General features: G+C 71.8%; 22 protein-coding genes. 2 read left to right on the top strand and 20 right to left on the bottom strand.

Translation table 11 applies throughout. The features are described from left to right. Positions 1–203: 203 nt before the first annotated feature. From ABD907_RS21050 to clpS, 8 genes are all read right to left on the bottom strand, one after another. Positions 204–686: an SRPBCC domain-containing protein gene (locus ABD907_RS21050; protein WP_345219236.1), complete on the bottom strand. Its 483-nt coding sequence runs from the start codon at positions 684–686 to the stop codon at positions 204–206. After that, positions 679–1,014: an ArsR/SmtB family transcription factor gene (locus tag ABD907_RS21045; RefSeq protein ID WP_345219235.1), complete on the bottom strand. Its 336-nt coding sequence runs from the start codon at positions 1,012–1,014 to the stop codon at positions 679–681. The genes ABD907_RS21050 and ABD907_RS21045 overlap by 8 nt, the downstream gene beginning before the upstream one ends. 33 nt (positions 1,015–1,047) lie before the next feature. Continuing rightward, on the bottom strand, positions 1,048–1,773 hold the full coding sequence (locus tag ABD907_RS21040) for a DUF559 domain-containing protein (protein WP_345219234.1): 726 nt from the start codon (positions 1,771–1,773) through the stop codon (positions 1,048–1,050). 468 nt (positions 1,774–2,241) lie between these two features. Next, positions 2,242–4,935: a phosphoenolpyruvate carboxylase gene (locus tag ABD907_RS21035; protein WP_425555811.1), complete on the bottom strand. Its 2,694-nt coding sequence runs from the start codon at positions 4,933–4,935 to the stop codon at positions 2,242–2,244. A 34-nt stretch (positions 4,936–4,969) separates the two neighbouring features. Continuing rightward, positions 4,970–5,770: an MBL fold metallo-hydrolase gene (locus ABD907_RS21030; protein WP_345219233.1), complete on the bottom strand. Its 801-nt coding sequence runs from the start codon at positions 5,768–5,770 to the stop codon at positions 4,970–4,972. Next, the gene (gene murI, locus ABD907_RS21025) at positions 5,767–6,597 is read right to left on the bottom strand and encodes a glutamate racemase (protein ID WP_345219232.1); all 831 of its coding nucleotides are present in this window, start codon (positions 6,595–6,597) and stop codon (positions 5,767–5,769) included. The genes ABD907_RS21030 and murI overlap by 4 nt, the downstream gene beginning before the upstream one ends. A 107-nt stretch (positions 6,598–6,704) precedes the next feature. Then, positions 6,705–7,382 (bottom strand): DUF2017 family protein, encoded by a 678-nt coding sequence (locus tag ABD907_RS21020; RefSeq protein WP_345219231.1) that lies wholly within the window; start codon positions 7,380–7,382, stop codon positions 6,705–6,707. Then, positions 7,382–7,687, bottom strand: coding sequence for an ATP-dependent Clp protease adapter ClpS (gene clpS / locus ABD907_RS21015; protein WP_345219230.1), 306 nt, complete (start codon positions 7,685–7,687; stop codon positions 7,382–7,384). The genes ABD907_RS21020 and clpS overlap by 1 nt, the downstream gene beginning before the upstream one ends. A 108-nt stretch (positions 7,688–7,795) precedes the next feature. Here clpS and ABD907_RS21010 point away from each other — a divergent pair, with 108 nt between their 5' ends. Further along, a complete protein-coding gene (locus ABD907_RS21010) occupies positions 7,796–9,175 on the top strand; it encodes a nicotinate phosphoribosyltransferase (protein ID WP_345219229.1) in 1,380 nt (459 codons plus the stop codon). 156 nt (positions 9,176–9,331) lie between these two features. Here the strand turns inward: ABD907_RS21010 and ABD907_RS21005 are convergent, their stop codons facing one another. The 10 genes from ABD907_RS21005 to ABD907_RS20960 all read right to left on the bottom strand — a co-directional run bounded on the left by ABD907_RS21005 (position 9,332) and on the right by ABD907_RS20960 (position 17,553). Beyond that, positions 9,332–9,487 (bottom strand): hypothetical protein, encoded by a 156-nt coding sequence (locus ABD907_RS21005; RefSeq protein WP_345219228.1) that lies wholly within the window; start codon positions 9,485–9,487, stop codon positions 9,332–9,334. Between the two features lie 47 nt (positions 9,488–9,534). Then, the gene (locus ABD907_RS21000) at positions 9,535–9,690 is read right to left on the bottom strand and encodes a hypothetical protein (RefSeq protein ID WP_345219227.1); all 156 of its coding nucleotides are present in this window, start codon (positions 9,688–9,690) and stop codon (positions 9,535–9,537) included. 117 nt (positions 9,691–9,807) lie between these two features. Continuing rightward, entirely contained in the window at positions 9,808–11,634 is a 1,827-nt protein-coding gene (locus ABD907_RS20995) for a DEAD/DEAH box helicase (RefSeq protein WP_345219226.1), read from the bottom strand. Further along, positions 11,631–11,987, bottom strand: a complete 357-nt coding sequence (locus ABD907_RS20990) for a DUF3039 domain-containing protein (RefSeq protein WP_345219225.1) — start codon at positions 11,985–11,987, stop codon at positions 11,631–11,633. Before ABD907_RS20990 ends, ABD907_RS20995 begins: the two co-directional genes overlap by 4 nt. A gap of 10 nt (positions 11,988–11,997) precedes the next feature. Further along, positions 11,998–12,864, bottom strand: coding sequence for an ABC transporter ATP-binding protein (locus ABD907_RS20985; protein WP_345219224.1), 867 nt, complete (start codon positions 12,862–12,864; stop codon positions 11,998–12,000). Beyond that, positions 12,861–13,871, bottom strand: a complete 1,011-nt coding sequence (locus ABD907_RS20980; RefSeq protein WP_345219238.1) for a FecCD family ABC transporter permease — start codon at positions 13,869–13,871, stop codon at positions 12,861–12,863. Before ABD907_RS20980 ends, ABD907_RS20985 begins: the two co-directional genes overlap by 4 nt. A 68-nt stretch (positions 13,872–13,939) precedes the next feature. After that, a complete protein-coding gene (locus tag ABD907_RS20975) occupies positions 13,940–14,995 on the bottom strand; it encodes a FecCD family ABC transporter permease (RefSeq protein ID WP_345219237.1) in 1,056 nt (351 codons plus the stop codon). Positions 14,996–15,041: 46 nt separating this feature from the next. Further along, positions 15,042–16,085 (bottom strand): iron-siderophore ABC transporter substrate-binding protein, encoded by a 1,044-nt coding sequence (locus ABD907_RS20970; protein ID WP_345219223.1) that lies wholly within the window; start codon positions 16,083–16,085, stop codon positions 15,042–15,044. A gap of 217 nt (positions 16,086–16,302) precedes the next feature. Next, the gene (gene nagB / locus ABD907_RS20965) at positions 16,303–17,088 is read right to left on the bottom strand and encodes a glucosamine-6-phosphate deaminase (RefSeq protein ID WP_345219222.1); all 786 of its coding nucleotides are present in this window, start codon (positions 17,086–17,088) and stop codon (positions 16,303–16,305) included. Between the two features lie 183 nt (positions 17,089–17,271). After that, the gene (locus ABD907_RS20960; RefSeq protein WP_345219221.1) at positions 17,272–17,553 is read right to left on the bottom strand and encodes an HU family DNA-binding protein; all 282 of its coding nucleotides are present in this window, start codon (positions 17,551–17,553) and stop codon (positions 17,272–17,274) included. A gap of 297 nt (positions 17,554–17,850) precedes the next feature. On the opposite strand from ABD907_RS20960, the gene ABD907_RS20955 reads away from it, so the two are divergent. Continuing rightward, on the top strand, positions 17,851–18,843 hold the full coding sequence (locus tag ABD907_RS20955) for an aldo/keto reductase (protein WP_345219220.1): 993 nt from the start codon (positions 17,851–17,853) through the stop codon (positions 18,841–18,843). Between the two features lie 21 nt (positions 18,844–18,864). Here ABD907_RS20955 and ABD907_RS20950 read toward each other — a convergent pair whose 3' ends face one another. Together ABD907_RS20950 and ABD907_RS20945 are read right to left on the bottom strand one after the other, a co-directional pair. Beyond that, the gene (locus ABD907_RS20950; protein ID WP_345219219.1) at positions 18,865–19,881 is read right to left on the bottom strand and encodes a threonine aldolase family protein; all 1,017 of its coding nucleotides are present in this window, start codon (positions 19,879–19,881) and stop codon (positions 18,865–18,867) included. 12 nt (positions 19,882–19,893) lie between these two features. Then, the gene (locus tag ABD907_RS20945; protein ID WP_345219218.1) at positions 19,894–21,375 is read right to left on the bottom strand and encodes a hypothetical protein; all 1,482 of its coding nucleotides are present in this window, start codon (positions 21,373–21,375) and stop codon (positions 19,894–19,896) included. Between the last annotated feature and the right edge of the window lie 211 nt (positions 21,376–21,586).

Raw genomic sequence — 21,586 nt, 5'->3', positions numbered from 1 at the left:
TTCACACCTGGTGCCGGCAAAACCCATGCATGCCAGACCGCTGTCGGCAACGAGGCTATGAGCCAGACACCAGGTGCTCAGGATCCAACCACCGCAACAAGGGCGGCAACACTCACCCTGACACTGAATTCGAGGCTACCTGGGGATGCTGACGGGACAGGACGCCCGATCCGTCCCGGCGAGTCAAACGGGCGGCCGGCGGCCTAGCTCCCGGCGGTCGTCATCACCCGGTCGGTCTCGAGCAGGGTCTTGAGGCTGGACAGCTCCCAGGGCCAGCCACCCCCGCCGTTCTCGACGTCACCGTTGCCCGCGACGTCCTTGGCCGTCGCCGGGGCGTCGGCCAGCTCGTGGGTCAGGGTCACGCGGGTCAGGCCGGACGGACCCTCAGCGATCTCGTAGGTGAGTCGCGAGGCCGGCTCTTCGTGCCACACGGCAGCCCAGTCGAGGACCAGCTTTCGGGGTGGATCGAACTCGACGATCGACGCCTCGACGGCGACGACGCCCATCCCCATCCGCTTCATCTCGTCGGTGGTCAGGTGCCGGTACCTGCCGCCGACGCGCGGCTCGATGTCGATGTCGCCGCCGTAGCCGTACCGGTTCGTGTACTCCGAGCTGGTCAATGCCTGCCAGACCTTCTCGGCGGGGGCATCGATGTAGATCCCGTGGATCTGGGTCGTCTCACTCACGGTCGTCTTCTTCCGATAGTCGTTTGAGGTCGGTCAGCGCGCGTACGTGACGCTCGGTGTACTTGTCGATCCACCGGTCGTGGATCGTCCGGATCGGGACCGCGTTGAGGTGGTGCAGGCGCTCCCGTCCGGACTTCTGGACGATGACGAGATCCGCGCTCTCGAGGAGCCTGAGGTGCTTGGCCACCCCGAACCGCGACATCTCCGTGTGCCGGTTGACGATCGTCTCCAGCTCTCCGAGCGAGCGGCCGTCTCGCTCGAAGAGCGCGTCGAGGAGCAGGCGTCGCGTGGGGTCCGCGAGCGCCTTGAAAACCAGATCCTCCTGCACACCAAGAACATTAGGTGACCGTTTAGTCACGTGTCAACGAGTCCGTGGCTCGCGCAGCGCCGCGCGGATCTGGCCGACAACCTCCGCCGGCCGCTCAGTGAGCTGGGTCCACGTGAAGCGCAGCACCGTGAAGCCCGCGAGCGTCAGCGTGTTCAGCCGGGCCCGATCGCCCTCGAAGTCCGTGTGGAAAGCCCGGCCGTCGACTTCCACGATGACCGACTCTGCGGCGAACAGGACGTCGGCCCGCGCCACGATCCGTCCACCGACCACGATTCGTTCGTTGGCGGCCCAGCCGATGATGCCGGCCTCATGCAGGAGCCGGTGCAGCAGCCGTTCCAGCTCGCTGAGCGCCCCCTCCTCGGTGGCCGCGATCAGGGACCGTAGCTGGGCAACGCCTCGGTGACCGGCTCGGACCTCGGCAACGCGCCGGAGCTCGGCGCCGCTGAGGACATCGCGCGTGCGCACCCAGGCCATGAGGCGCTCGGCCTCGGCGCGCGCCAGGAGCATCAGGCAGTCCACCACCGTCCGTCGCCGCGACGTCAGCGAGAAGCCGGCCCACGTCCGCACGTCGGTCGGGGCGACCTGCAACCGGTGCGGCACCAGCCCAGCCATGGATCGCCGCCGGTCGGTGACGATCACGTGCGTGTGGCCGTCGTCCTGCACGGGCAGCCCGTGGAGCAGCGCGGCGGTGCCCAAGCCCACGACGGATCCGGGCCAGGAGAGCGCTGCTCCCACGGCACGACGCCGGACCTCGGTCATCTTGCGTTCGATCGGCCGAGCGGTGTCGACATACGCATGGCCGACGACGTGTCTCCAGCGGCCGTGGTCGGTTGGGTGTCGGACGGCCGCCCTGGTCAGGCCCGCCTCGTGCGCCATCGCGAGCGTGAAGACGCCATGCACCGACGAGCGACGGAGGCGCTCCTCGGCAAGCTCGCTTCCCCTCCTGCCCACTGGAGCAGCGTGCCGCTCCGCAGCGTGATCCCGCGGCGGCCATCAACAGACCGGCCGACGGCCTCGATACGCCTGTGGACAAGTTGTCGGACCGTCGTCGGAGGCTGCCCGACCGCCGCCGGGCACGCGGCCAGAGCGCCCCGGAGATACCGAGAGGGAGGATCTGGCTGCTGATGGCAACCAGATCCTCCCTCTCAGGGCAAGTTCAGCGCCCGCGGCGGCCCGTCGACGCACCGGGTGGCTCCTTGCTCGACCGGTCGAGCGGCGGCTGACTGCTCAGCCGGTGTTCTGCAGACCGGCCGCGACGCCCTTCAACGTCAGCAGCAGGAGGTTTCGCTGCTCGTCGAACTCCTGCTCGCTCTGGTCCTCCGTGCGCAACGCCCGCAGCGCACGCAGCTGCAGCAGGGACAGTGCGTCGACGTAGGGGTTGCGCAGCTGGACGGCGCGCCCGAGCACCCGGTGGCCCTCGAGGAGCCGCGTGTGGCCGGTGATGGCCAGCACCCAGCGGGTGGTCAGGTCGAGCTCCTCGCTCACGAGCTGGGCGAGATCCTCCCGATCACCGAGGGCGAGGTAACGCTCGGCGATGCGCCGGTCGGTCTTGGCCAGGGACATCTCGACGTTGTCGATCAGCGCGGCGAAGAGCGGCCAGTCGCCGTACGCCGACCGCAGCAGCTCGAGGTCCCCGACGGCGTCCAGCGCCGTGCCGAGGCCGTACCAGCCCGTGAGGTTGATCCGTGCCTGGCTCCACGCGAAGTTCCACGGGATCGCCCGCAGGTCCTCGAGGGACTCCACGGACAGCCCCCGGCGCGCCGGCCGAGACCCGATCGCGAGCAGCCCGATCTCCTCCTGCGGCGTCACCTGGGCGAACCAGGGCGCGAAGCCCTCGGCACCGATGAGCCCGAAGAAGCGCTCCCGCGAGACGGCGTCCATGTGAGCGGCGAGGTCGGCGTACCGCTCGGCCGCCTCGGCGTTCCGGCGCTCGGTCGAGGGCGCGGACGCCATCAGGGTGGCGGCGGCGACCTGCTCGATGTGCCGGACGGCGATGTCGGGATTGCCGTAGCGGGCGGAGATGACCTCTCCCTGCTCGGTGACCTTGAAGCGCAGGTCCACCGAGTGCGGCGGCTGCGCGAGGATCGCCCGGTTCGCCGGGCCGCCGCCGCGTCCCAGCGCGCCGCCGCGGCCGTGGAACTGGGTCAGCTCGATGTCGTGCTTGCGGGCCCACTCGGCGATCTGCGCCTGCGCGTCGTACAGGGCGAGCGTGGCGGCCACCGGGCCGACGTCCTTCGCCGAGTCGGAGTAGCCGAGCATGACCTCGAGGCGCCGTCCCGTCTCCTCGAGGCGCCGCTGGACCGCCGGGATCTCGAGCATCTCCTCGAGGATGCGTGGCGCGGCCCGCAGGTCGTCGAAGGTCTCGAACAGGGGGATGACGTCCAGCACCGGCGCGGCGTCGGGAGAGCCCAGGGCCTTCTCGGCGAGGGTGTAGACGTCCTCGAGGTTCTGCGCCGACCGGGTGAAGGAGACGATGTAGCGACGGCACGCGGCGACGCCGTGGCGCTGCTGCACGGCGGCGATGGCGCGGAAGGTCTCGATGACCTCCTCCCCCGGCACCGCGGGCTCGGGGGCGGAGTCGTCCTCCAGCCAGCCGAGGGTCTGGCTGTGCACCTTGGAGTGCTGGCGGATCTCGAGCTCGGCGAGGTGGAAGCCGAAGGTCTGCACCTGCCAGATCAGCTCCTGGAGGTCGCCGTACGCCGCGCGCTTCGCACCGCCGTCGGCCAGCGACTCCTGCACGGTCCGCAGCTCGGCGAGCAGGGCCTCCGGGCCGTCGTAGGACAGGTCCGCGTCCCGGCCTCGGGTGGCGCCGATCCGCGCGGCGACGACGAGCATCACCTGGCGGTGGGTCTCGCCGGGCGAGTGGGCGGCCGCCTGCGTGGTGAGCTCCTCGGAGAGCTGGCGCTGCTGGACCCACAGGGCCGACACCGCCTCGCTGGGTGGGGTGTACCGGTCGTCGAGGGTCAGCGCGAGCCCGACGCGGCGGGCGCGCTCCTCGAGCGCGACGAGCACGCGTTCCGCGGCTTGCGCGGCGGCCTGGCGGGTGACCGTCGCCGTCACGTTGGGGTTGCCGTCGCGGTCCCCGCCGATCCAGGAGCCGAGCCGGATGAACGGCGGCGCCTTTGGGGGGCGGGCGCCGCGGTGCTCGCCCTGGATCCAATCGTCGAGGCGTCGGTAGGAGGCCATGAAGACCTCGGAGAAGGACGTGTCGAAGATGGCGAGCGCGGTGCGGACCTCGTCCAGCGGCGAGGGGTTGGACACCCGCAGCTGGGCGGTCCGCCACATGTTGTCCACCTCCTCGAGCATGTCGCGCTGGTTCTCCTCGAGGGCACCCGGGCCGAGGCGTGGGTCGTCGCGGTGGTCGAGGAGGCTGCCGAGGCGACGCACGGAGGCGGCGATGGCATTGCGGCGGGCCTCGGTGGGGTGTGCCGTCAGCACCGGCTGGAAGCGCAGCCGAGCGAGGCGGCGCTCCGCCTCCTCGTCTCCGACCTCGGCGGCGAGGTGGGTGAATGCCGCGGCGACGGAGTCCGAGGGGCGCTGCTGCGCGAGCGGCACCTCGCCGTCGCGTGCCCGCAGGGTGCGGACGCGGTGCTGCTCCTCGGCGAGGTTGCTCAGGTGGAAGTAGCAGGTGAAGGCGCGCGCGACCTCTTCGGCCCGTTCGGCGGAGAAGGAGTCGACAAGCTCCTCGGCGCGGGTCAGCGTCTCCCCCGTGGGGTCCTCCAGCGCGGCGATGGCGAGCTCGCGCAGGGACTCGACGTCCTCGAGCAGGCCCGGACTCCCGTACTCGGAGAGGGTCTGGCCCAGCAGGCCGCCGAGGAGCCGGACGTCCCGGCGCATCTCGTCGGGGATCTCGTGGGTTGCTGCCGCGCGGGTGTGCCGGCCGGCCGGTGGCGCGGGTGTGCTCAGGGGCTCCTTGCTCATGGCCGCCAGGTTACCGACGCCGTGGCGCCCCGGCTCACAGTGTCCAGGTGGCGCCCGGTTCGGCGATGTCGACGGGCCCGCCGTAGACGCCGTGGGCCTCCGCGCGGACGGCCGCGGGCGCGGTCCAGGGCTGGAGGTGGGTGAGCACCAGCCGCTGGGCGGCGACGGTCGTCGCGAGCTCGCCGGCGCGTTTGCCGGTCAGGTGCACCCCGCGCACGGTGTCGCGGCCCTCCTGGAACGCCGCCTCGCTGAGCAGCAGATCGGCGTCCTGGGCGAGCGGAATCAGCCCGTCGCAGGTGTCGGTGTCTCCGGTGTAGGCGATCGTCACGCGATCCGGACCTCCGGATCGCGAGCTCGGGCCGGTCACCCGCAGCCCGAAGGCCGGCACCGGATGGTTGACCGGGAAGCACTCCAGGGTCATCGGGCCCAGCTGCACGGGCGTGCCCGGCGCATGGTCGGCGAAGGCGAACTCGCCGTCGTAGCACTCGGACTCGTCGCCGCCGTCCATGGCTCGCAGCCGCTCCATGGTGCCGGTCGGGCCCGCCACGGCCAGCCGCGCGAGCGGACCGTCCGGGTGCCAGCGCCGGTAGACCTGCATCCCGACGAGATCGGCGATGTGGTCGGCGTGCAGGTGGGAGAGCGTGAGCAGGTCCACGGCGGCCGGGTCTACGTGGTTGAGCAGGGCGCCCATGGACCCCGGGCCGATGTCGAGGACCACGGACCAGGTGCGCACGCCGCCGGCGCCGTCCGGGCCGTCGGCCTGCACGAGGTAGCACGAGCCGGGCGAGTTCGGGCCGGACATCGACCCCGAGCAGCCGATGACGGTCAGCCTCATCGCATGCCCGCCAGCTCGTCAGCGTCGACCTGGCCGACGTGGGTGACCTCCGGGCCGAGGAAGCGCCGAGCCAGCGACGCGAAGCTCTCCGGGTCCCCGGTGGCGAGGAACCGGCTCGGGGCGACTGGAGCAGCCGGGTCGCGCAGCAGGTCGTGCGCGACGAGGTTCCGATAGACGTCCTTGGCGGTCTCCTCGGCGGAGGAGACGAGCGTGACGCCCTCTCCCATGACGTAGGAGACGACGCCGGTCAGGAGCGGGTAGTGGGTGCACCCGAGCACCAGGGTGTCGACGTCGGCCTCGCGGACCGGCGCGAGGTACTCCTGCGCGGCGGCGAGCACCTCCGGCCCGGAGGTGATCCCCCGCTCGACGAACTCCACGAACCGTGGTGCGGCCGCCGTCGTGAGCGTCAGGTGAGGCGCGGCGGCGAAGGCGTCGGGGTACGCGTCGGAGTCGATGGTCGCGCGGGTGCCGATGACGCCGACGCGGCCGGTGCGGGTGGCGGCGACGGCCCGGCGCACCGCGGGCTGGATGACCTCGACGACCGGGACTCCGGCGTCGATCGCGTACCGTTCCCGCGCGTCCCGCAGGACGGCCGAGGAGGCGGAGTTGCACGCGATGACGAGCATCTTCACGCCGGAGAGGACCAGGTTGTCCATGGCTTCGAGGGCGAGCGCTCGCACCTGCGCGATCGGCTTCGGACCGTACGGCGTGTTGGCGGTGTCACCGAGGTAGAGGATGGACTCGCCGGGCAGCTGGTCGAGCACTGCGCGGGCGACCGTCAGGCCGCCAACGCCGGAGTCGAAGATGCCGATCGGTGCGTCGTCCACGACGTTCGAGCCTAATCGCGGGCTCCGCCGCGGAACATGCCTGGCGGAGTGACTCCGGCCACCTCGTCGGCCCTGTGACCAGCGCTGGGATCGGCCCGGTGACCGCGTTAACGGCCGCGGCCGCGGCCTCTGCGGGTCATCGCCTGCAGAAGTGACTCCTGCCACCACGTCAGTGCGGCGTACATGGTCGCCATCGCCTCCTCGACCTCGTCGCGCTCGCCGCTGCCGGGCTCCTCGGTGCCTCCGGTGCCCTCGCCGCCGGACGCCTCCTCCGGTCGGCCGGAGCGCGGCCGTTGCGCCCGGCGGTAGACGGCCTCGGCGTCGGCCTCGTTCTCGATGTGGAGCCGCGAGGCGAGGACGAGCCGCACGTCGGTGAGCGCGGACAGCCACTGGTCCTCGGTGCCCTCGTGGACCACGACGGCGTCCCTGTCCGCCGCCAGGGCGCGCCAGACGGTGTCGAGGCGCTCCACCTTGGCGGCCCGCAGCGAGCTCTCGGTCAGGCCACGCAGCTCGGCGGCGAGCTCCTCGTCGTGGCTCATCGGCGGCAGCAGGCGGGCGAGTGCGGCGTCGGCGGGTGCGTCGGGCGCGGACTCCTCGGCGGGCTCGAAGTCGAGGGAGGCGAGGATGTGGTCCTCGCCGGTGGCGTCGACACCGGCACCCGCACGGCTCTCGAGCTGGGTCCCGAGCAGCTCCGCGGTGTCGGCGACGAGGCGGGCGATGATCCGGCGCTCGACCTCCTCGAGCCGGGACACCAGTCTGCCCCGCACGGGTACGAAGGCGTGCACTAGCCCTCCCCCTCCTGGTCGAGAGTCGCCCAGAGCCCGTAGGAGTGCATGGCCTGGACGTCGACCTCCATCTTCTCCCGGGGCCCGGTGGAGACGACGGCGCGTCCCTCGGTGTGCACCTTCATCATGAGTCGGTGCGCGGTCGGCTCGTCGTAGCCGAAGTACGTCTGGAACACATAGGTCACGTAGGTCATGAGGTTGACCGGGTCGTCCCAGACCAGGGTGCGCCAGCGACGGTCCGGGGCCGCGGTCGTCTCCTCGACCGTCGACTCCTCCTCCACGGGCAGCGGCGATGCTCGATTCACGAGGACCAGCGTACGAGCCCCGCCGTCCGGGACCGGGACGACCGGCCGGACCGGCACGGCCTGGCGATACGGTTGTCTCGCCGCAGCGGCCTGACCTAGGAGAGACGTATGCGCACGACGGCCGGCACCGCCCTGCTGACGGACATGTACGAGCTGACGATGATCGAGGGCGCGCTGCGCTCGGGCACCGCCTCGCGGCAGAGCGTCTTCGAGGTCTTCACCCGCCGGCTCCCGGCCCGTCGTCGCTACGGGGTGGTGGCCGGCACGGCCCGGGTGCTCGACGCCGTCGAGGACTTCCGGTTCTCCGGCGCCGAGATCGACTACCTCGCCGGTGCGGGCATCGTCGGCGACGAGACCCTCGACCTCCTGCGCGACTACCGCTTCCGCGGCTCGATCATGGGCTACGCGGAAGGCGAGTGCTTCTTCCCCGGCTCCCCGATCATGACGGTGCGGGGCACGTTCGCCGACGCCGTCGTCCTCGAGACCGTCATCCTCGCGATCCTCAACCACGACAGCGCCGTCGCCGCCGCGGCCTCGCGGATGACCACGGCCGCGCACGGCCGCCCGTGCCTGGAGATGGGCGCGCGCCGCACCCACGAGGCGTCGGCCGTCGCCGCCGCGCGGGCCGCCGTCGTCGGGGGCTTCTCCGGCACCTCGGTGCTGGAGGCGGGTCGCTCCTACGGGATCCGCACCATCGGCACGGCCGCCCACTCCTTCACCCTCGTGCACGACGACGAGGAGGCGGCGTTCGCGGCCCAGGTGGCCGCGCTCGGGCCGGGCACCACGCTGCTGGTGGACACCTACGACGTCACGCGCGGGGTGGAGCGGGCCGTGGCGGCCGCCCGCGAGGCCGGCGGAGAGCTGGGTGCCGTGCGCCTCGACTCCGGCGACCTGGTGGCACAGGCGTTCACGGTCCGCGAGCAGTTGGACTCCCTCGGAGCCACCTCCACGAAGATCACCGTGACCTCCGACCTCGACGAGTACGCCATCGCGGCGCTGAACGCCGCCCCGGTCGACTCCTACGGCGTCGGCACGAAGCTCGTGACGGGCTCGGGGCACCCGACGGCGGAGCTGGTCTACAAGCTCGTCTCCCGCGAGGGCGCCGACGGGGCCATGGAGGAGGTCGCGAAGTCGTCGGTGTCGAAGGCGTCGCTCGGCGGCCTCAAGGTGGCCGGGCGGGTACGGGACCGCAGCAGCCGGGCCGCCGAGGAGCTCGTGGTCTCGTGCGCGACGCTGGGGTCGGGCCGGGCGGAGCTCGAACGCGCCGGGGCCCGGCCGATGCAGGTGGAGCTGGTCCGGGACGGCGGCGAGATCGTCGACGAGCATCGGGACGACGGCGCGCTGGAGCGTGCGAAGGAGCGGCACCTGGCGTCGCGGAACGAGCTGCCCTACGCGGCGTGGCGGCTCAGCGAGGGCGACCCGGCGATCCCGACGCGGCACGTCGACATCTACCCCGGCGACGACGAGGACCCCGCGGCGACCATCTGAGATCCGCGACGGCCTGGCACCGGCGTCGCGGCTGGAGAACGCCAGGACACTCCTTCTGCAGTACCGCCGATCCATGGACCACGCCGGTCCCGCCGCGCGCGCCGACCGGCGCGGCGCGAGTCGGGCAAGCCTGCCCCCGCCGCGCCGGCCGGGAGGTCAGCGGTCCACGTCGGTGCTCTCCAGCGCCGTCATGATGACCGAGACGATGAGCACGATCACGCCGGTCCAGACCAGTGCCGTCGCGGCCTGGATCGCGCTGCCGATCACCAGCATGACGACCGCGACGCCGATCAGGATCGGCCAGAAGTTCATGCTCGGTCCCTTTCAGCCCTCCCGGGCGCGGGTCTGAACCACCTCTCTCAGACCTTGTTCCGGGACCTCGAGACGAAGGTCATGATCAGCGAGACCACGAGGACGATGATGCCGATCCACAGCAGTACCTTGGCGGCCTCGACCGCGATGCCGAGGATGAGCATGATGACGCCGACGATGATGAGAATGAGCCAGAGGTTCACGAAGGGCTCCTTTGTGCTCGGGGCAGGCCGGTGACCTGCGCGTTTCCGTACCCCGAGTCTCCTGGGAACACGACGTCTCCGCATCTCGGGTCGCATCTCACGCGGTCGCGGTGACGTTCAGCCCCGCCCGACGAACCACTTGCGCACGAGCGCGATACGTGCCTCGATCTCCTCGGTGCGTGCCAGCGCCACCTCAGGGCCACCGCAACGACGCCGTAGCTCCGTGTGGACCACCCCGTGCGGCTGACCCGAGCGGCGTGACCAGGCGGAGACCAGGCTGGAGAGCTCCTTGCGGGCCGCCTGCCGGCGCCGGTGGTCGTCGACGCCGGAGTTGGCGCGCCGTGTCTCGTCGGCCTGGGCCTGGCGCTTCTGGGTCTTCACCTGCTCGGCCTGACGCTCGCGGAGCAGGTGCGTGACCTGCTCCGGCTCGAGCAGGCCGGGGATGCCGAGGTACTCCTGCTCCTCGACCGAGCCGACCGCGGCCCCCGTGCCGAACTCGCCGCCGTCGAAGAGCACCTTGTCGAATGAGGCCTGCGCCTCGAGCGCCTCGAACCCGGGGAGCAGCCCGTCGCCGGCCTGCTCGGGCTTGTTGGCGGCGGCGACGAGGGCGTCCTCCGGGTTGTACTCGGCGCCCTTCTCCTCGTCCGTGAGCACCCGGTCGAGCGCGTGGTCCCGCTCGTTCTCCAGCTCGCCGGCCAGCCCCAGCAGGTGAGCGACGGACGGCAGGAACATCGAGGCGGTCTCGCCGCGCCGACGCGCGCGGACGAACCGGCCGACGGCCTGCGCGAAGAACAGCGGCGTGGACGTCGCGGTGGCGTACACCCCGACGGAGAGCCGCGGGACGTCGACGCCCTCGGAGACCATCCGGACCGCGACGAGCCAGCGCTGCTCCCCCGCGGCGAACTCCTCGATGCGCGAGGAGGCTCCGGCGTCGTCGGACAGGACGGTGACCGCCGACTCGCCGGTGATGCGCTGCAGGATGCCGGCGTAGGCGCGGGCGGCGTTCTGGTCGGTCGCGATGACGAGCCCACCGGCGTCGGGGACGCTGCGCCGGATCTCGCTGAGCCGCTGATCGGCCGCCTGCAGGACGGCCGGGATCCACTCTCCCGTCGGATCCAGCGCGGTGCGCCACGCCTGCGCGGCCATGTCCTTGGTCATCGTCTCGGCGAGGTCGGCCGCCACCTCGTCACCGGCCTTGGTGCGCCAGCGCATCTGCCCGGAGTAGCTGAGGAAGATCACCGGCCGCACGACGCCGTCACGCAGCGCGTCGCCGTAGTTGTAGGAGTAGTCCGCGCGCGAACGGCGGATGCCGTGCGAGTCGGCCACGTAGTCGACGAACGGGATCGCGGCGGTGTCCGACCGGAACGGCGTGCCGGTCAGCGCAAGACGTCGCCGGGCGGGTTCGAAGGCCTCGCGGACGGCGTCGCCCCAGCTGAGGGCGTCGCCGCCGTGGTGCACCTCGTCGAGGATGACGAGCGTCGGCTCCGCCGACGTCCGGGCCCTGTGCAGGGCGGCGTTGGCGGCCACCTGCGCGTAGGTGATGGCGACGCCGTCGAACGACGCACCGTGCCGGCCCTGGGCATTCTTGAAGCTCGGGTCGATCTGCAGCCCGACCCGGGACGCCGCGTCGGCCCACTGGGACTTCAGGTGCTCGGTGGGGCAGACGACCGCGACCCGCCGGACCACGCCTCCGGCGAGCAGCTCCGTGGCGACCCGCAGCGCGAAGGTCGTCTTGCCGGCACCTGGCGTGGCTACCGCCAGGAAGTCGCGGGGGTCCTTGTCGAGGTAGAGCCGGAGCGCGTCGGCCTGCCAGGCACGCAGCCGGGACGCCGTTCCCCACGCCGCGCGCGCCGGGTAGGCGGGCGGCAGGTGCTCCGCCGCGGCCGTGGAGACGGCGGCGGGAAGCTGGTTGGAGGGGGACCGGCGTTCGTGGGCGCCGGTCACTCCCCGCTTCCCGAGCCGCCCTTGCGGCCGAACGGCCAGCCTCGGCCCTTGCCGGAGCCGGACGACTCGCCCTGGTCACCGATGCCCTCGTAGATCGCCTTGCAGGTGGGGCACACCGGGTACTTCTTCGGGTCGCGGCCGGGCGTCCAGACCTTGCCGCACAGGGCGACGACGGGCTCGCCGGCGACGGCCGCCGCGGTGATCTTGTCCTTGCGGACGTAGTGGGCGTAGCGCTCATCGTCGCCCGGCGAGGCCTGCTCGCGCAGCTCCTCGCGCTCGATCACGCCGGTGCTGCCGCCCGTCGACGGCGGTGCCGGCTCCTGCGGGGAACTGGGCGGGGTCGTCGAACTCATGGCGATCATTCTAAGCGCTCGAGGGGACATGTCGCCGACCGGGGAGGTCCGCCACCGGATCCCGGGAGTCGATGTCCGGGACGTCGTGGTAGCGGCCGCGGGGAAGCACGAGCGGCTTGGCGGAGATCGGGTCGACGATCACCTCACTGCGGAGACCGAACACCGACCGCACCATCTCGGGCGTGAGCACGTCCGCCGGAGGTCCGGCGGTGTACAGCCGCCCGCCGGCGAGAGCCACGAGCTGCTCGCAGTACCGCGCGGCGAGATTCAGATCGTGCAGGACCATCACGATGGTGGTCCCGCGCTCCCGGTTGAGGTCCGTGAGCAGGTCGAGCACCTCGACCTGGTGACTCACGTCGAGGAACGTCGTCGGCTCGTCGAGGAGGAGGATGTCGGTGCGCTGCGCCAGCGCCATGGCGATCCACACCCGCTGACGCTGGCCGCCCGAGAGCTCGTCCACCGGCCGCTCCACGAGCTCGACCGTGTCCGTGGCCACGAGCGCCTCAGCCACCGCCTCCTCGTCGGCACGGCTCCACCGGGCCATCAGGCGCTGGTGCGGGTGGCGACCGCGCCCGACCAGGTCCGCGACGGTGATGCCCTCCGGCGCCACCGGGGACTGCGGCAGCAGTCCCAGGATCCGTGCCAGCTCCTTGGGAGGCATGCCGTGGACCGCCTTGCCGTCGAGCAGGACCTGGCCGCCGCGGGGGGTGAGCAGCCGGGACATCGAGCGCAGCAGGGTCGACTTGCCGGACGCGTTCGCCCCGACGATCGCTGTGATCCGCCCCGGCGGGACCACGAGGTCGAGCGAGTCGATCACGACGCCCTCGTGGTACCCGAGGGTGAGGTTCTCCACGAGCAGATCACGGTCCCGGGTCACAGGGCACCTCCGGTGCGGTTCGTACGGACGATCAGGTAGAGCAGGTACGGGGCGCCGAGGACCCCCGTGACGACGCCGACGGGGAAGCGGGTGCCGAGAGCCCACTGCGCGCCGAGGTCCGCGACGAGCACCAGCAGCGCACCGACCAGCGCCGCGGGCAGCAGCATCGAGCCACGCGGACCGACGATCCGGGCGGCGATCGGGCCGGAGAGGAAGGCGACGAAAGCGATCGGCCCGGTGGCCGCCGTCGCGAATGCTACGAGACCGACGGCGGCGACGACGGCGATCACCCGGGTGCGCTCGATCCGCACGCCCAGGGCGGCCGCGGCGTCGTCGCCCAGGTGTACGGCGGCGAGGTTGCGGGTCTGCGCGACCAGTGCCGGCCCACCGGTGACCAGCGCGAGGAGGACCGGCAGCGCCGTCTGCCAGTCCGCACCGTTCAGACTTCCGGTGAGCCAGCGCATCGCCTCCTGCAGCTCCCACTCCGGGGCGCGGTCGAGCAGGTACGCGGTGACGCTGTCCAGCATGGCTGCGAGGCCGATGCCGATGAGGATGAGGCGAGTTCCGGCCGTGCCGTGCCGGTACGCGAGCAAGTAGACGAGCATCGCGATGACGAGACCCGAGACGATCGCCAGCAAGGAGACCGCCGCGCCGTCCAGCCCGAGCACGATGATGCCGAACACCGCGGCGGCGCCGGCACCGGAGCTGATACCGATGATGTCCGGACTGGCCAGCGGGTTGCGCAGCATGGTCTGGAACGTGACGCCGCCGAGCCCGAAGCACAGGCCCACGAGAACGGCCAGCGAGGCTCGCGGGAGCCGGAGCACACCGACGGTGAAGGAGGCGCCGGGAACCTCCTGGCCGAGGATCACACGCAGGACGTCGACCGGGGCGTAGACGGTGTGACCGACCATGAGCGAGGCCGCGTACGCGGCAGCGACGAGCAGGGCCAGCACGGTGATGACCAGGCGACGGTGTCGGGTGCGTCCCCGGCGGACGCGGGCCACGCGGGCGACGGCCTCCGTGGCGCTGCGTCCAGGGGCGCCGCGAGCGGCCGCCCGGGCGGGTGGGGCCGTCACAGCCCCCGCGCCTTCTGCCGGCGGACGACGGCGATGAAGAACGGGGCACCGACGACGGCGGTGATGATGCCGACATCGATCTCCGTCGGCCGGGCGACGACCCGGCCGAGCACGTCGGCCCCAACGAGCAGGCAGGAGCCGGCGACGGCGGACAGCGGCAGGAGCCACCGGTGGTCCGGCCCCACCAGCAGCCGGACCAGGTGCGGCACGACAAGTCCCACGAACCCGATCGGACCGGCAACAGCCGTCACCGCACCGCACAGCACGACGGCGCCGAACGAGGCGATCCCGCGGGTGAGGGCGACCCGCGTTCCCAGCCCCGAGGCGAGATCGTCGCCGAGCGCGAGCGTGTTCAGCGTCCGGGCGGCGAGCAGGCAGATCACCGCGCCGACCACGAGGAAGGGGAGCACCTGAGAGATCGAGAAGAACGTGCCGCCGCCGACGCCCCCGATCTGCCACGACCGGACGCTCGCGGCGATGTCGTTGCGGGGCAGTACCACCGCCGTGATGAAGGAGGCGAACGCGGCGGAGGTCGCGACGCCCGCGAGGGCCAGCTTGAGTGGTGTCGCACCGCCGCGACCGGCCGAGCCGAGGATGTACACCATCGTGGCCGTCACCCCGGCCCCGACGATCCCGGTCCAGATGAAGCCGGTCACGGTGGTCAGCGAGAACCAGGCGATCCCGATGACGACGGCGAGCGAGGCCCCCATGGTCACACCGAGGATGCCGGGATCGGCGAGCGGGTTCCGGGTGACGCCCTGCATCACGCATCCGGAGACCGCGAGCGCCGCACCCGCGAGCACGGCGAGCAGGGTACGTGGGATGCGCCGGGTGATCGCGGCGCGGTCGAAGCCCTCGGCAGAGCCCCCGAGCGCGGCGCCGATGTCGTCCCAGCCGACGTCCCGAGAGCCGATCGCGACCGACACGACGGCCAGCACGACCAGCGCCGCGAGCAGGGCCAGCAGCGACAGCACGCGCATCCGTCGCGGCCGGCGCACGGCGGCGAGGCCGGCAGCGGGCACGTCGGTGGCTGCCGGGGCGCTGGCGGACATCTCGGTGGCGGGCGTGGTCACGGCGTCACGCTCGTGCTGCCGTGCGTCACTCGCCCGCGGAGGCCCTCGCGGCCTCGGCGAGCAGCTCGACGTAGTCGTCGACCATCGAGGAGACCTGGAGCGCCGTGGGGTTCGCGACGGTACCGAGGGGCGAGTCGCCGGGCAGGGTCACGATGGCGCCGTTCTCGACGGCAGGCAGCTGCGACAGCAGCGGGTCGGCCTCGAGCGCGTCGATCAGGTCCTGGCCCCCGTAGGTCACGAAGATGTCCACGTCCTCGAACACGTCGGCCCGCTCCGCACTCAGGCTGCCGCTGAAAGAGTCGCTGCCCGCGGACAGCTCCTCGAGGCTGGCCGGGACCTCCATGCCGAGGTCCTCGAAGAACTTGCTGCGCGTGTCGTGGGCGGAGTAGAAGCTGATCTCGCTCAGGTCGTTCACATCCACGTGGGTGACCATCATCGCGGTGGCACCCTCGAGCTCCGGGTGCTCCGCGACGGCGTCCGCGATGCCGGCCTCGATGTCGGCAATGAGCTGCGCGCCCTCGTCTGCCATGCCCAGCGCCTTGCTGTTGATCTCGACGGTCTCCCGCCACGGCGTCGCCCAGGGCGCCTCGGGGTAGGCGACCACCGGCGCGATCTTGCTCAGGGTGTCGTAGTCCTCCTGGCTGAGACCGGAGTAGCCGGCGAGGATCACGTCGGGGCGGGTGTTCGCGACCGCCTCGAAGTCGATCCCGTCGGTCTCGTCGAAGAGGACCGGGGTCTGCGCGTCCAGCTCCTCGAGTCGCTCCTCCACCCACGGGTGCACGCCGTCGCCGTCGTCGTCGCCCCAGGTGCTGGCGGCCATGCCGACGGGGACGACGCCGAGGGCGAGCGGAATCTCGTGGTTCGCCCAGGCGACGGTCGCGACCCGCTCCGGCCGGTCATCGATGGTGGTGGTACTGAGCGCGTGCTCGATGGTGACCGGCGTCCAGTCGTCCGACGTGCCGCTCGCGACCTGCTCCGGCTCGTCCGGCACCGCCGACGAGCAGCCGACGAGCCCGACGGCGAGGAACCCGCAGAGGGTGAGACCGGCCAACCTCGAAGCACTGATCATGACGTTCCTTCCGGAGATGCGACCGCGGCCGCGTCCGGCACGGGCGCCGACGACGGCCGGTTCGACCCACGTGCGTGGGCACCACAGCGTCCGGCACCCGGGGCACGAACCGTCCACGTTCGGGAGTAAGGGTTGCCTTGCCTAAGTAAACTAGCGCCTGTGCGGAGATTTACACAAGTACCCTGGTTCGTAAATTGGGTGCCCGAGCGTCACCTGCTCAGAGAACCTGCCAGTCCGGCTTGCTCGCGTACACCTCGCGGTAGTAGCCGGCGAGCTGCAGCCGCGACGCCGCGGCCGGGTCGAGGAGGACCGTCGCGCGGGGGTGGTGCTGCATGACGGTCGCGGGCCACATGGCGCTCACCGGGCCCTCGACGAGGTGGTGGACAGCCTCGGCCTTGCCCGGCCCGGTGGCGACGAGGACCAGGTGCCGGGCGGACATGATCGTCGCCAGGCCCTGCGTGAGGCAGTGGTGGGGCACGGCGTCGGGATCGCCGCCGAAGAACCGGGCGTTGTCCTCCCGCGTCTGTCGGGTCAGTGTCTTGATGCGGGTCCGTGAGGCGAGCGAGGAGCCTGGCTCGTTGAAGGCGATGTGCCCGTCGCTGCCGATGCCGAGGAGCTGCAGGTCCACGCCGCCGGCGCCGGCGATGGCGTCCTCGTACGCGGCGCAGGCGGCCGGGATGTCCGTCGCTGCGCCGTCAGGGCCGTGGACGGCGTCGGGCGGGAAGTCCACACGGCCGGTGAAGGCGCGCTCGATGACGTTGCGGTACCGCTCGGGGTGGTCGGCGGCCAGGCCGACGTACTCGTCGAGCATGAAGGCCCGCGCGCGGGCGAAGGTGATGCGGTCGGCCTCATGACGCCGGACCAGCTCGTCGTAGACCGCGAGCGGGCTGGAGCCGGTGGCCAGCCCCAGGACGGCGTCGGGCCTGTCCGTCAGCAGCCGCTCGAACACGTCGGCCACGATCCCGGCGATGTCCTCGCCGTCGGGCCGGATGACGACCTCCACAACACACCCTTTCGTCGCTGAGGGGCCCGGTCCGGCCCCGGGACAACGTAGCGCCCACGTGACCACCCGGACGACCGAGGAGTGTCCGCCCCGAGCGCCGACCGACCCGAGACGACGAGGCGGGCAGGACCAGCCTCGGTCCTGCCCGCCTCGTGGCTGCGCGTAGAGCGCGTCAGCGCGTCGTCACTTGGCGACGGCCTTCTTCAGGGCCGAGCCGGCGGAGATCTTGACGCCGTAGCCGGCGGGGATCTGGATCTCCTCGCCCGTGCGGGGGTTGCGGCCGGTGCGGGCGGCGCGCTCGACCCGCTCCACGCCCAGCAGACCGGTGACCTTGACGGCCTCGCCCTTGCTGAGCGAGTCCACCAGCACCTCCTGCAGCGCGGACAGCGCGGCGTCGGCCTGGGTCTTGGTCAGCGACGAACGCTCGGCGACAGCAGCGACGAGCTCGGTGCGGTTGACGGACATTGAATCCCTCTCATCGTTCGGGTTCGGGCACCTGTTGCTGGTGCCGCATGCGCCGACACTACGCACACGGTTGCTCGGTTGTCGCATTCACGCGCCGGTTTTTCCGCGTGTCCTCGCGTTTTTGACCCGCTCTTACACCGTGAGTGGTCTCGTGGAGCCCTTCGTTCGTCACATCGGTCTCAGCAGTCACAAGGGACACAGACGTCGCGACCGGAGGCGCCGCCGGGCAGGATGGTCCAGATCGAGGACCACGGCGGGCGCCGGGAGGCGCCGACGCGTTGACGGAAGGATGACGGCATGGAGCAGCGGACGCTGGGCAGCACCGGGCAGGCGGTTTCGGTGGTCGGCCTCGGCACCTGGCAGCTCGGCACGGACTGGGGCGACGTGAGCGAGTCCCAGGGCCTCGATCTGCTGAGTGCGTCCGTCGAGGAGGGCGTGACGTTCTTCGACACGGCCGACGTCTACGGCGACGGCCGCAGCGAAGCCCTCGTGGGCCGGTTCCTGGCGGAGCACCCGTCGGCCGGCGTGTACGTGGCGACCAAGATGGGCCGCCGGGCGGAGCAGGTGCCGCAGAGCTACACCCTGCGGGCGTTCCGCGAGTGGACGGACAGGTCGCGGAAGAACCTCGGCGTCGACCGGCTCGACCTCGTCCAGCTGCACTGCCCGCCCACCGAGGTGCTCACCTCCGCTCAGACGCGTGACGCGCTCGAGACCCTGGTGGCCGAGGAGCGGATCGCCGCGTACGCGGTCAGCGTCGAGACGTGCGACCAGGCGCTGGCCTCGATCGACGCGTTGGCGCCGGCGAGCATCCAGATCATCCTCAACGCCTTCCGGCGCAAGCCGCTGGAGCAGGTGCTGCCGCGCGCCGCCGAGGCCGGGGTCGGCGTCATCGCCCGCGTGCCGTTGGCCTCCGGCCTGCTGTCCGGCCGGTACACGAAGGAGACCACGTTCGCCGAGACGGACCACCGAACTTTCAACCGGCACGGTGCGGCCTTCGACGTCGGCGAGACGTTCGCCGGCGTCGACTTCGAGACGGGCGTCGACGCGGCGCAGGAGTTCTCGCGTCTCGTCGACGAGCTGGGGCCCGACGGCGCCACGCCCGTGCAGGTCGCGCTGCGGTGGGTCGTTCAGCAGGGCGCCACGAGCGTCATCCCGGGCGCCCGGAACGTGGAGCAGGCACGCGCCAACGCGGCCGCCGCGGCGATCGAGCCGCTCTCGCAGGAGCTGCTGTCTGCCCTCGAGAACCTCTACGACGAGCGCATCCGCGCCCAGGTGCACCACCGCTGGTAGCGGGAGGACGAAGCCCCACGCTCAGCAGTCCAGGTGGCGCGCGAGCGTGGCGACCAGGGCGTCGACGTCGTCCTCGGTGGTGTCGTAGGAGGCGACGGCGCGCACGGTCGTGGCATCCCAGCGCAGCACCGGCGCCTCGGCCAGGACGTGGGTGAGCGCCTCGGCCGGGACGGGAATGAAGACGGCGTTGGCGCCCACCGGGTAGCGCGGGCTCAGGCCGAGCGTGGCGAGCTTGTCGGCGAGCAGATCGGCGGCGGCGTTCGCGCGGCGGGCGTTGTCCTGCCACAGGCCGTCGGAGAGCAGCGCGAGCAGCTGTGCGGAGACGAACCGCATCTTCGACGCCAGCTGGGTGGAGGCCTTGCGCAACCGGTCGACGGCCTCGGCCAGGGCCGGGTCGAGGGTGACGACCGCGTCACCGAGCAGCAGCCCGTTCTTGGTGCCGCCGAAGGTCAGGAGGTGGACGTCCCCGACGGCCTCGCGCAGCCCGGTGCGCAGCCGCACGGCGGCGTTGGCCAGGCGGGCGCCGTCGACGTGGACGCGGGCGTCACGGTGCCGCGCGTAGGCGGTGAGCTCGGTGAGCTCGGTGAGCGTGTACGTGGTGCCCAGCTCGGTGGCCTGGGCGATGGTCACCGCGGCCGGGCGGGCGTGCCGCACGGTGCCGTCGTAGGCGTCGAAGGCGGGGGCGAGCGACTCGGGCGTGGCCTTGCCGTCCGTGTGGCCGACCGTGACGATCCGGGTGCCGCCGACCAGCTGCGGCGCGGTCGACTCGTCGTTGACCATGTGCGACTCGGTGGTGGCGACGACGGCGTCCCACCGCTGGAGGAGCGCCTGCACGCTGATCACGTTCCCGCCGGTGCCGTTGAACACGGGGAAGATGCCGGCGTCCGGACCGAAGATGTCCCGGACGAGCTCCTGGAGGGCGGCGGTCCAACGGTCGGTGCCGTAGGAGGGAGCGTGCCCCTCGTTCGCCTCGGCGAGCGCGGCCAACGCACGCGGATGGATGCCGGAGGCGTTGTCGGAGAGGAAGCCACGAGTCATGGCGGCCATTGTTCAGCGAGTGGTGGCCGCCCGGTACATCTCGCGTGCCTGCTCGAACCCGATGACCCAGCCGGTCTGGCGGATGCTTCGGTAGAAGGGCGTGGTGAGCATCTCGCCGTCGGGGCCGTACACCTCCGGGAAACCGCCGTTGGCGACCATGGCGTCGGCGTAGGTGTCCAGGTGACGGCCGGCCTCGTCGAGATGGTGCTCCTCCCCCGTGGACCGGTGCAGCAGCACCAGCGTCTTGATGTACTCCATGCCCCAGAAGCTCCAGATGGCGTCGCCGCCGTAGGAGGCGACGGCGAGCCGCACGACGGGGACCTGGCGGTGCGCCCGCTGCTCGGCCTGGTACTTCACCGGCAGCGGGTCGGCGATGCCGTGGCTGCGGATGTAGTCGACGGACCTGGCGTAGTAGTGCCGCTCGGCCGGGTCTGCCGGATCGAGGAAGCCGGTGGCGAGCACGATGAGCCAGTCGGAGGAGTAGTACCTGCCGGCGAGCGACTCCGGGGAGAGGTCCTCGAGGAAGTGACCCTTCTCCTCCAGCCAGAACGTCTCGAGGATGGTGGCCTTGAGCGCGGCGAGGAACTCCGGGTCGTCGTCGGTGAGCCCGAGCGTCATGGCCAGCTGCGCCGTCTTCCAGAGCACGACGTTGTCGAAGAACGCCGAGCGCCGCTCGGTGATGTCTTTGGCCCCGGAGACCCGCATGTCGGTCCGGACCAGGAGGCGCTCGTCGTCGAGCAGCCGCGCACGGTAGGTGCGGTAGTGGCGAGCCAGCGAGTCGCCGTAGCGCTCGAGCAGGGCCGCGGCGGCGTCCTGCGTGGTGAGCTCGTGGCGGTCCGCGCCGTACGGCGCCGCGCGCGCGGGCTCGACGCCGGCCAGCGTGGCGAGCGAGTAGAGCATCCCGTAGAGGGTGTCCGAGGGATAGTGGTAGAAGTTCACGCAGGTCGCGGCGGTGCGGCCCGTGGAGACGATCGTGGTGCTCAGCTCGTCGGTCTGGTCGAAGACGCCGAGGGCGTGCGCGAGCGTCTGGAGGTAGACGGCCTGCCGGTCGCGCCAGTCCTGCTCGGTGCCGGGGATCGCCGTGTCGAGCATCGGGTAGTAGAAGACGCCCAGGTTGCGCACGAACAGGGCGCTGAAGTGGTCCCCGGAGATGAGCAGCAGCCGCTGGGGGTCGAACCGGAGTGCGTGGATGTCGTCGATGATCCCGTCGACCGTGTCGGCGTGGGAGCGCGGGGAGGTCAGGTAGCGGGTGCTGAGCACGTTGAGCCCGGTCGCGTAGACCGCGAGCGGCTGCCAGAAGGGGCCCTGCCGCACGACGAGCCGGTCGTTGCGGTCGATCGCCCGCAGCGTGTCACCGGTGAATCGCGCCCGGTAGGTGGGCTCGACGATCGTGAACCGGGAGAACGGGTTGGTCACGTACGTGAAGACGAGCGACCCGAGCGCCGCCACCGCCGAGGCGAGCGCGAGCAGCGGGGAGGTCAGGACACGGAGCAAGGGTTCCCCCAGAGTGCTGGGCCGGTTGACAGGCCGTCGGTCGGGCTCGCTCGAGCGTACCCGTGCGGCTGTCGCCAGCAGAGCTGCGAGTGCCGTCCCAGTACCCCTTCGCACCCGCGCGGCGGGAAGCAGCCGACGACGGCGGCCCGCGCGTCCACATCGCGGGCGGACGGTTCCCCGCCCCGCGTCTCACCGAGCCGCGCCCGTAGCA

Source organism: Georgenia halophila (genome assembly GCF_039541595.1).
The sequence above is the reverse complement of the archived record's forward strand: the minus strand, read 5'-3'. Positions and strand labels throughout refer to the sequence as shown.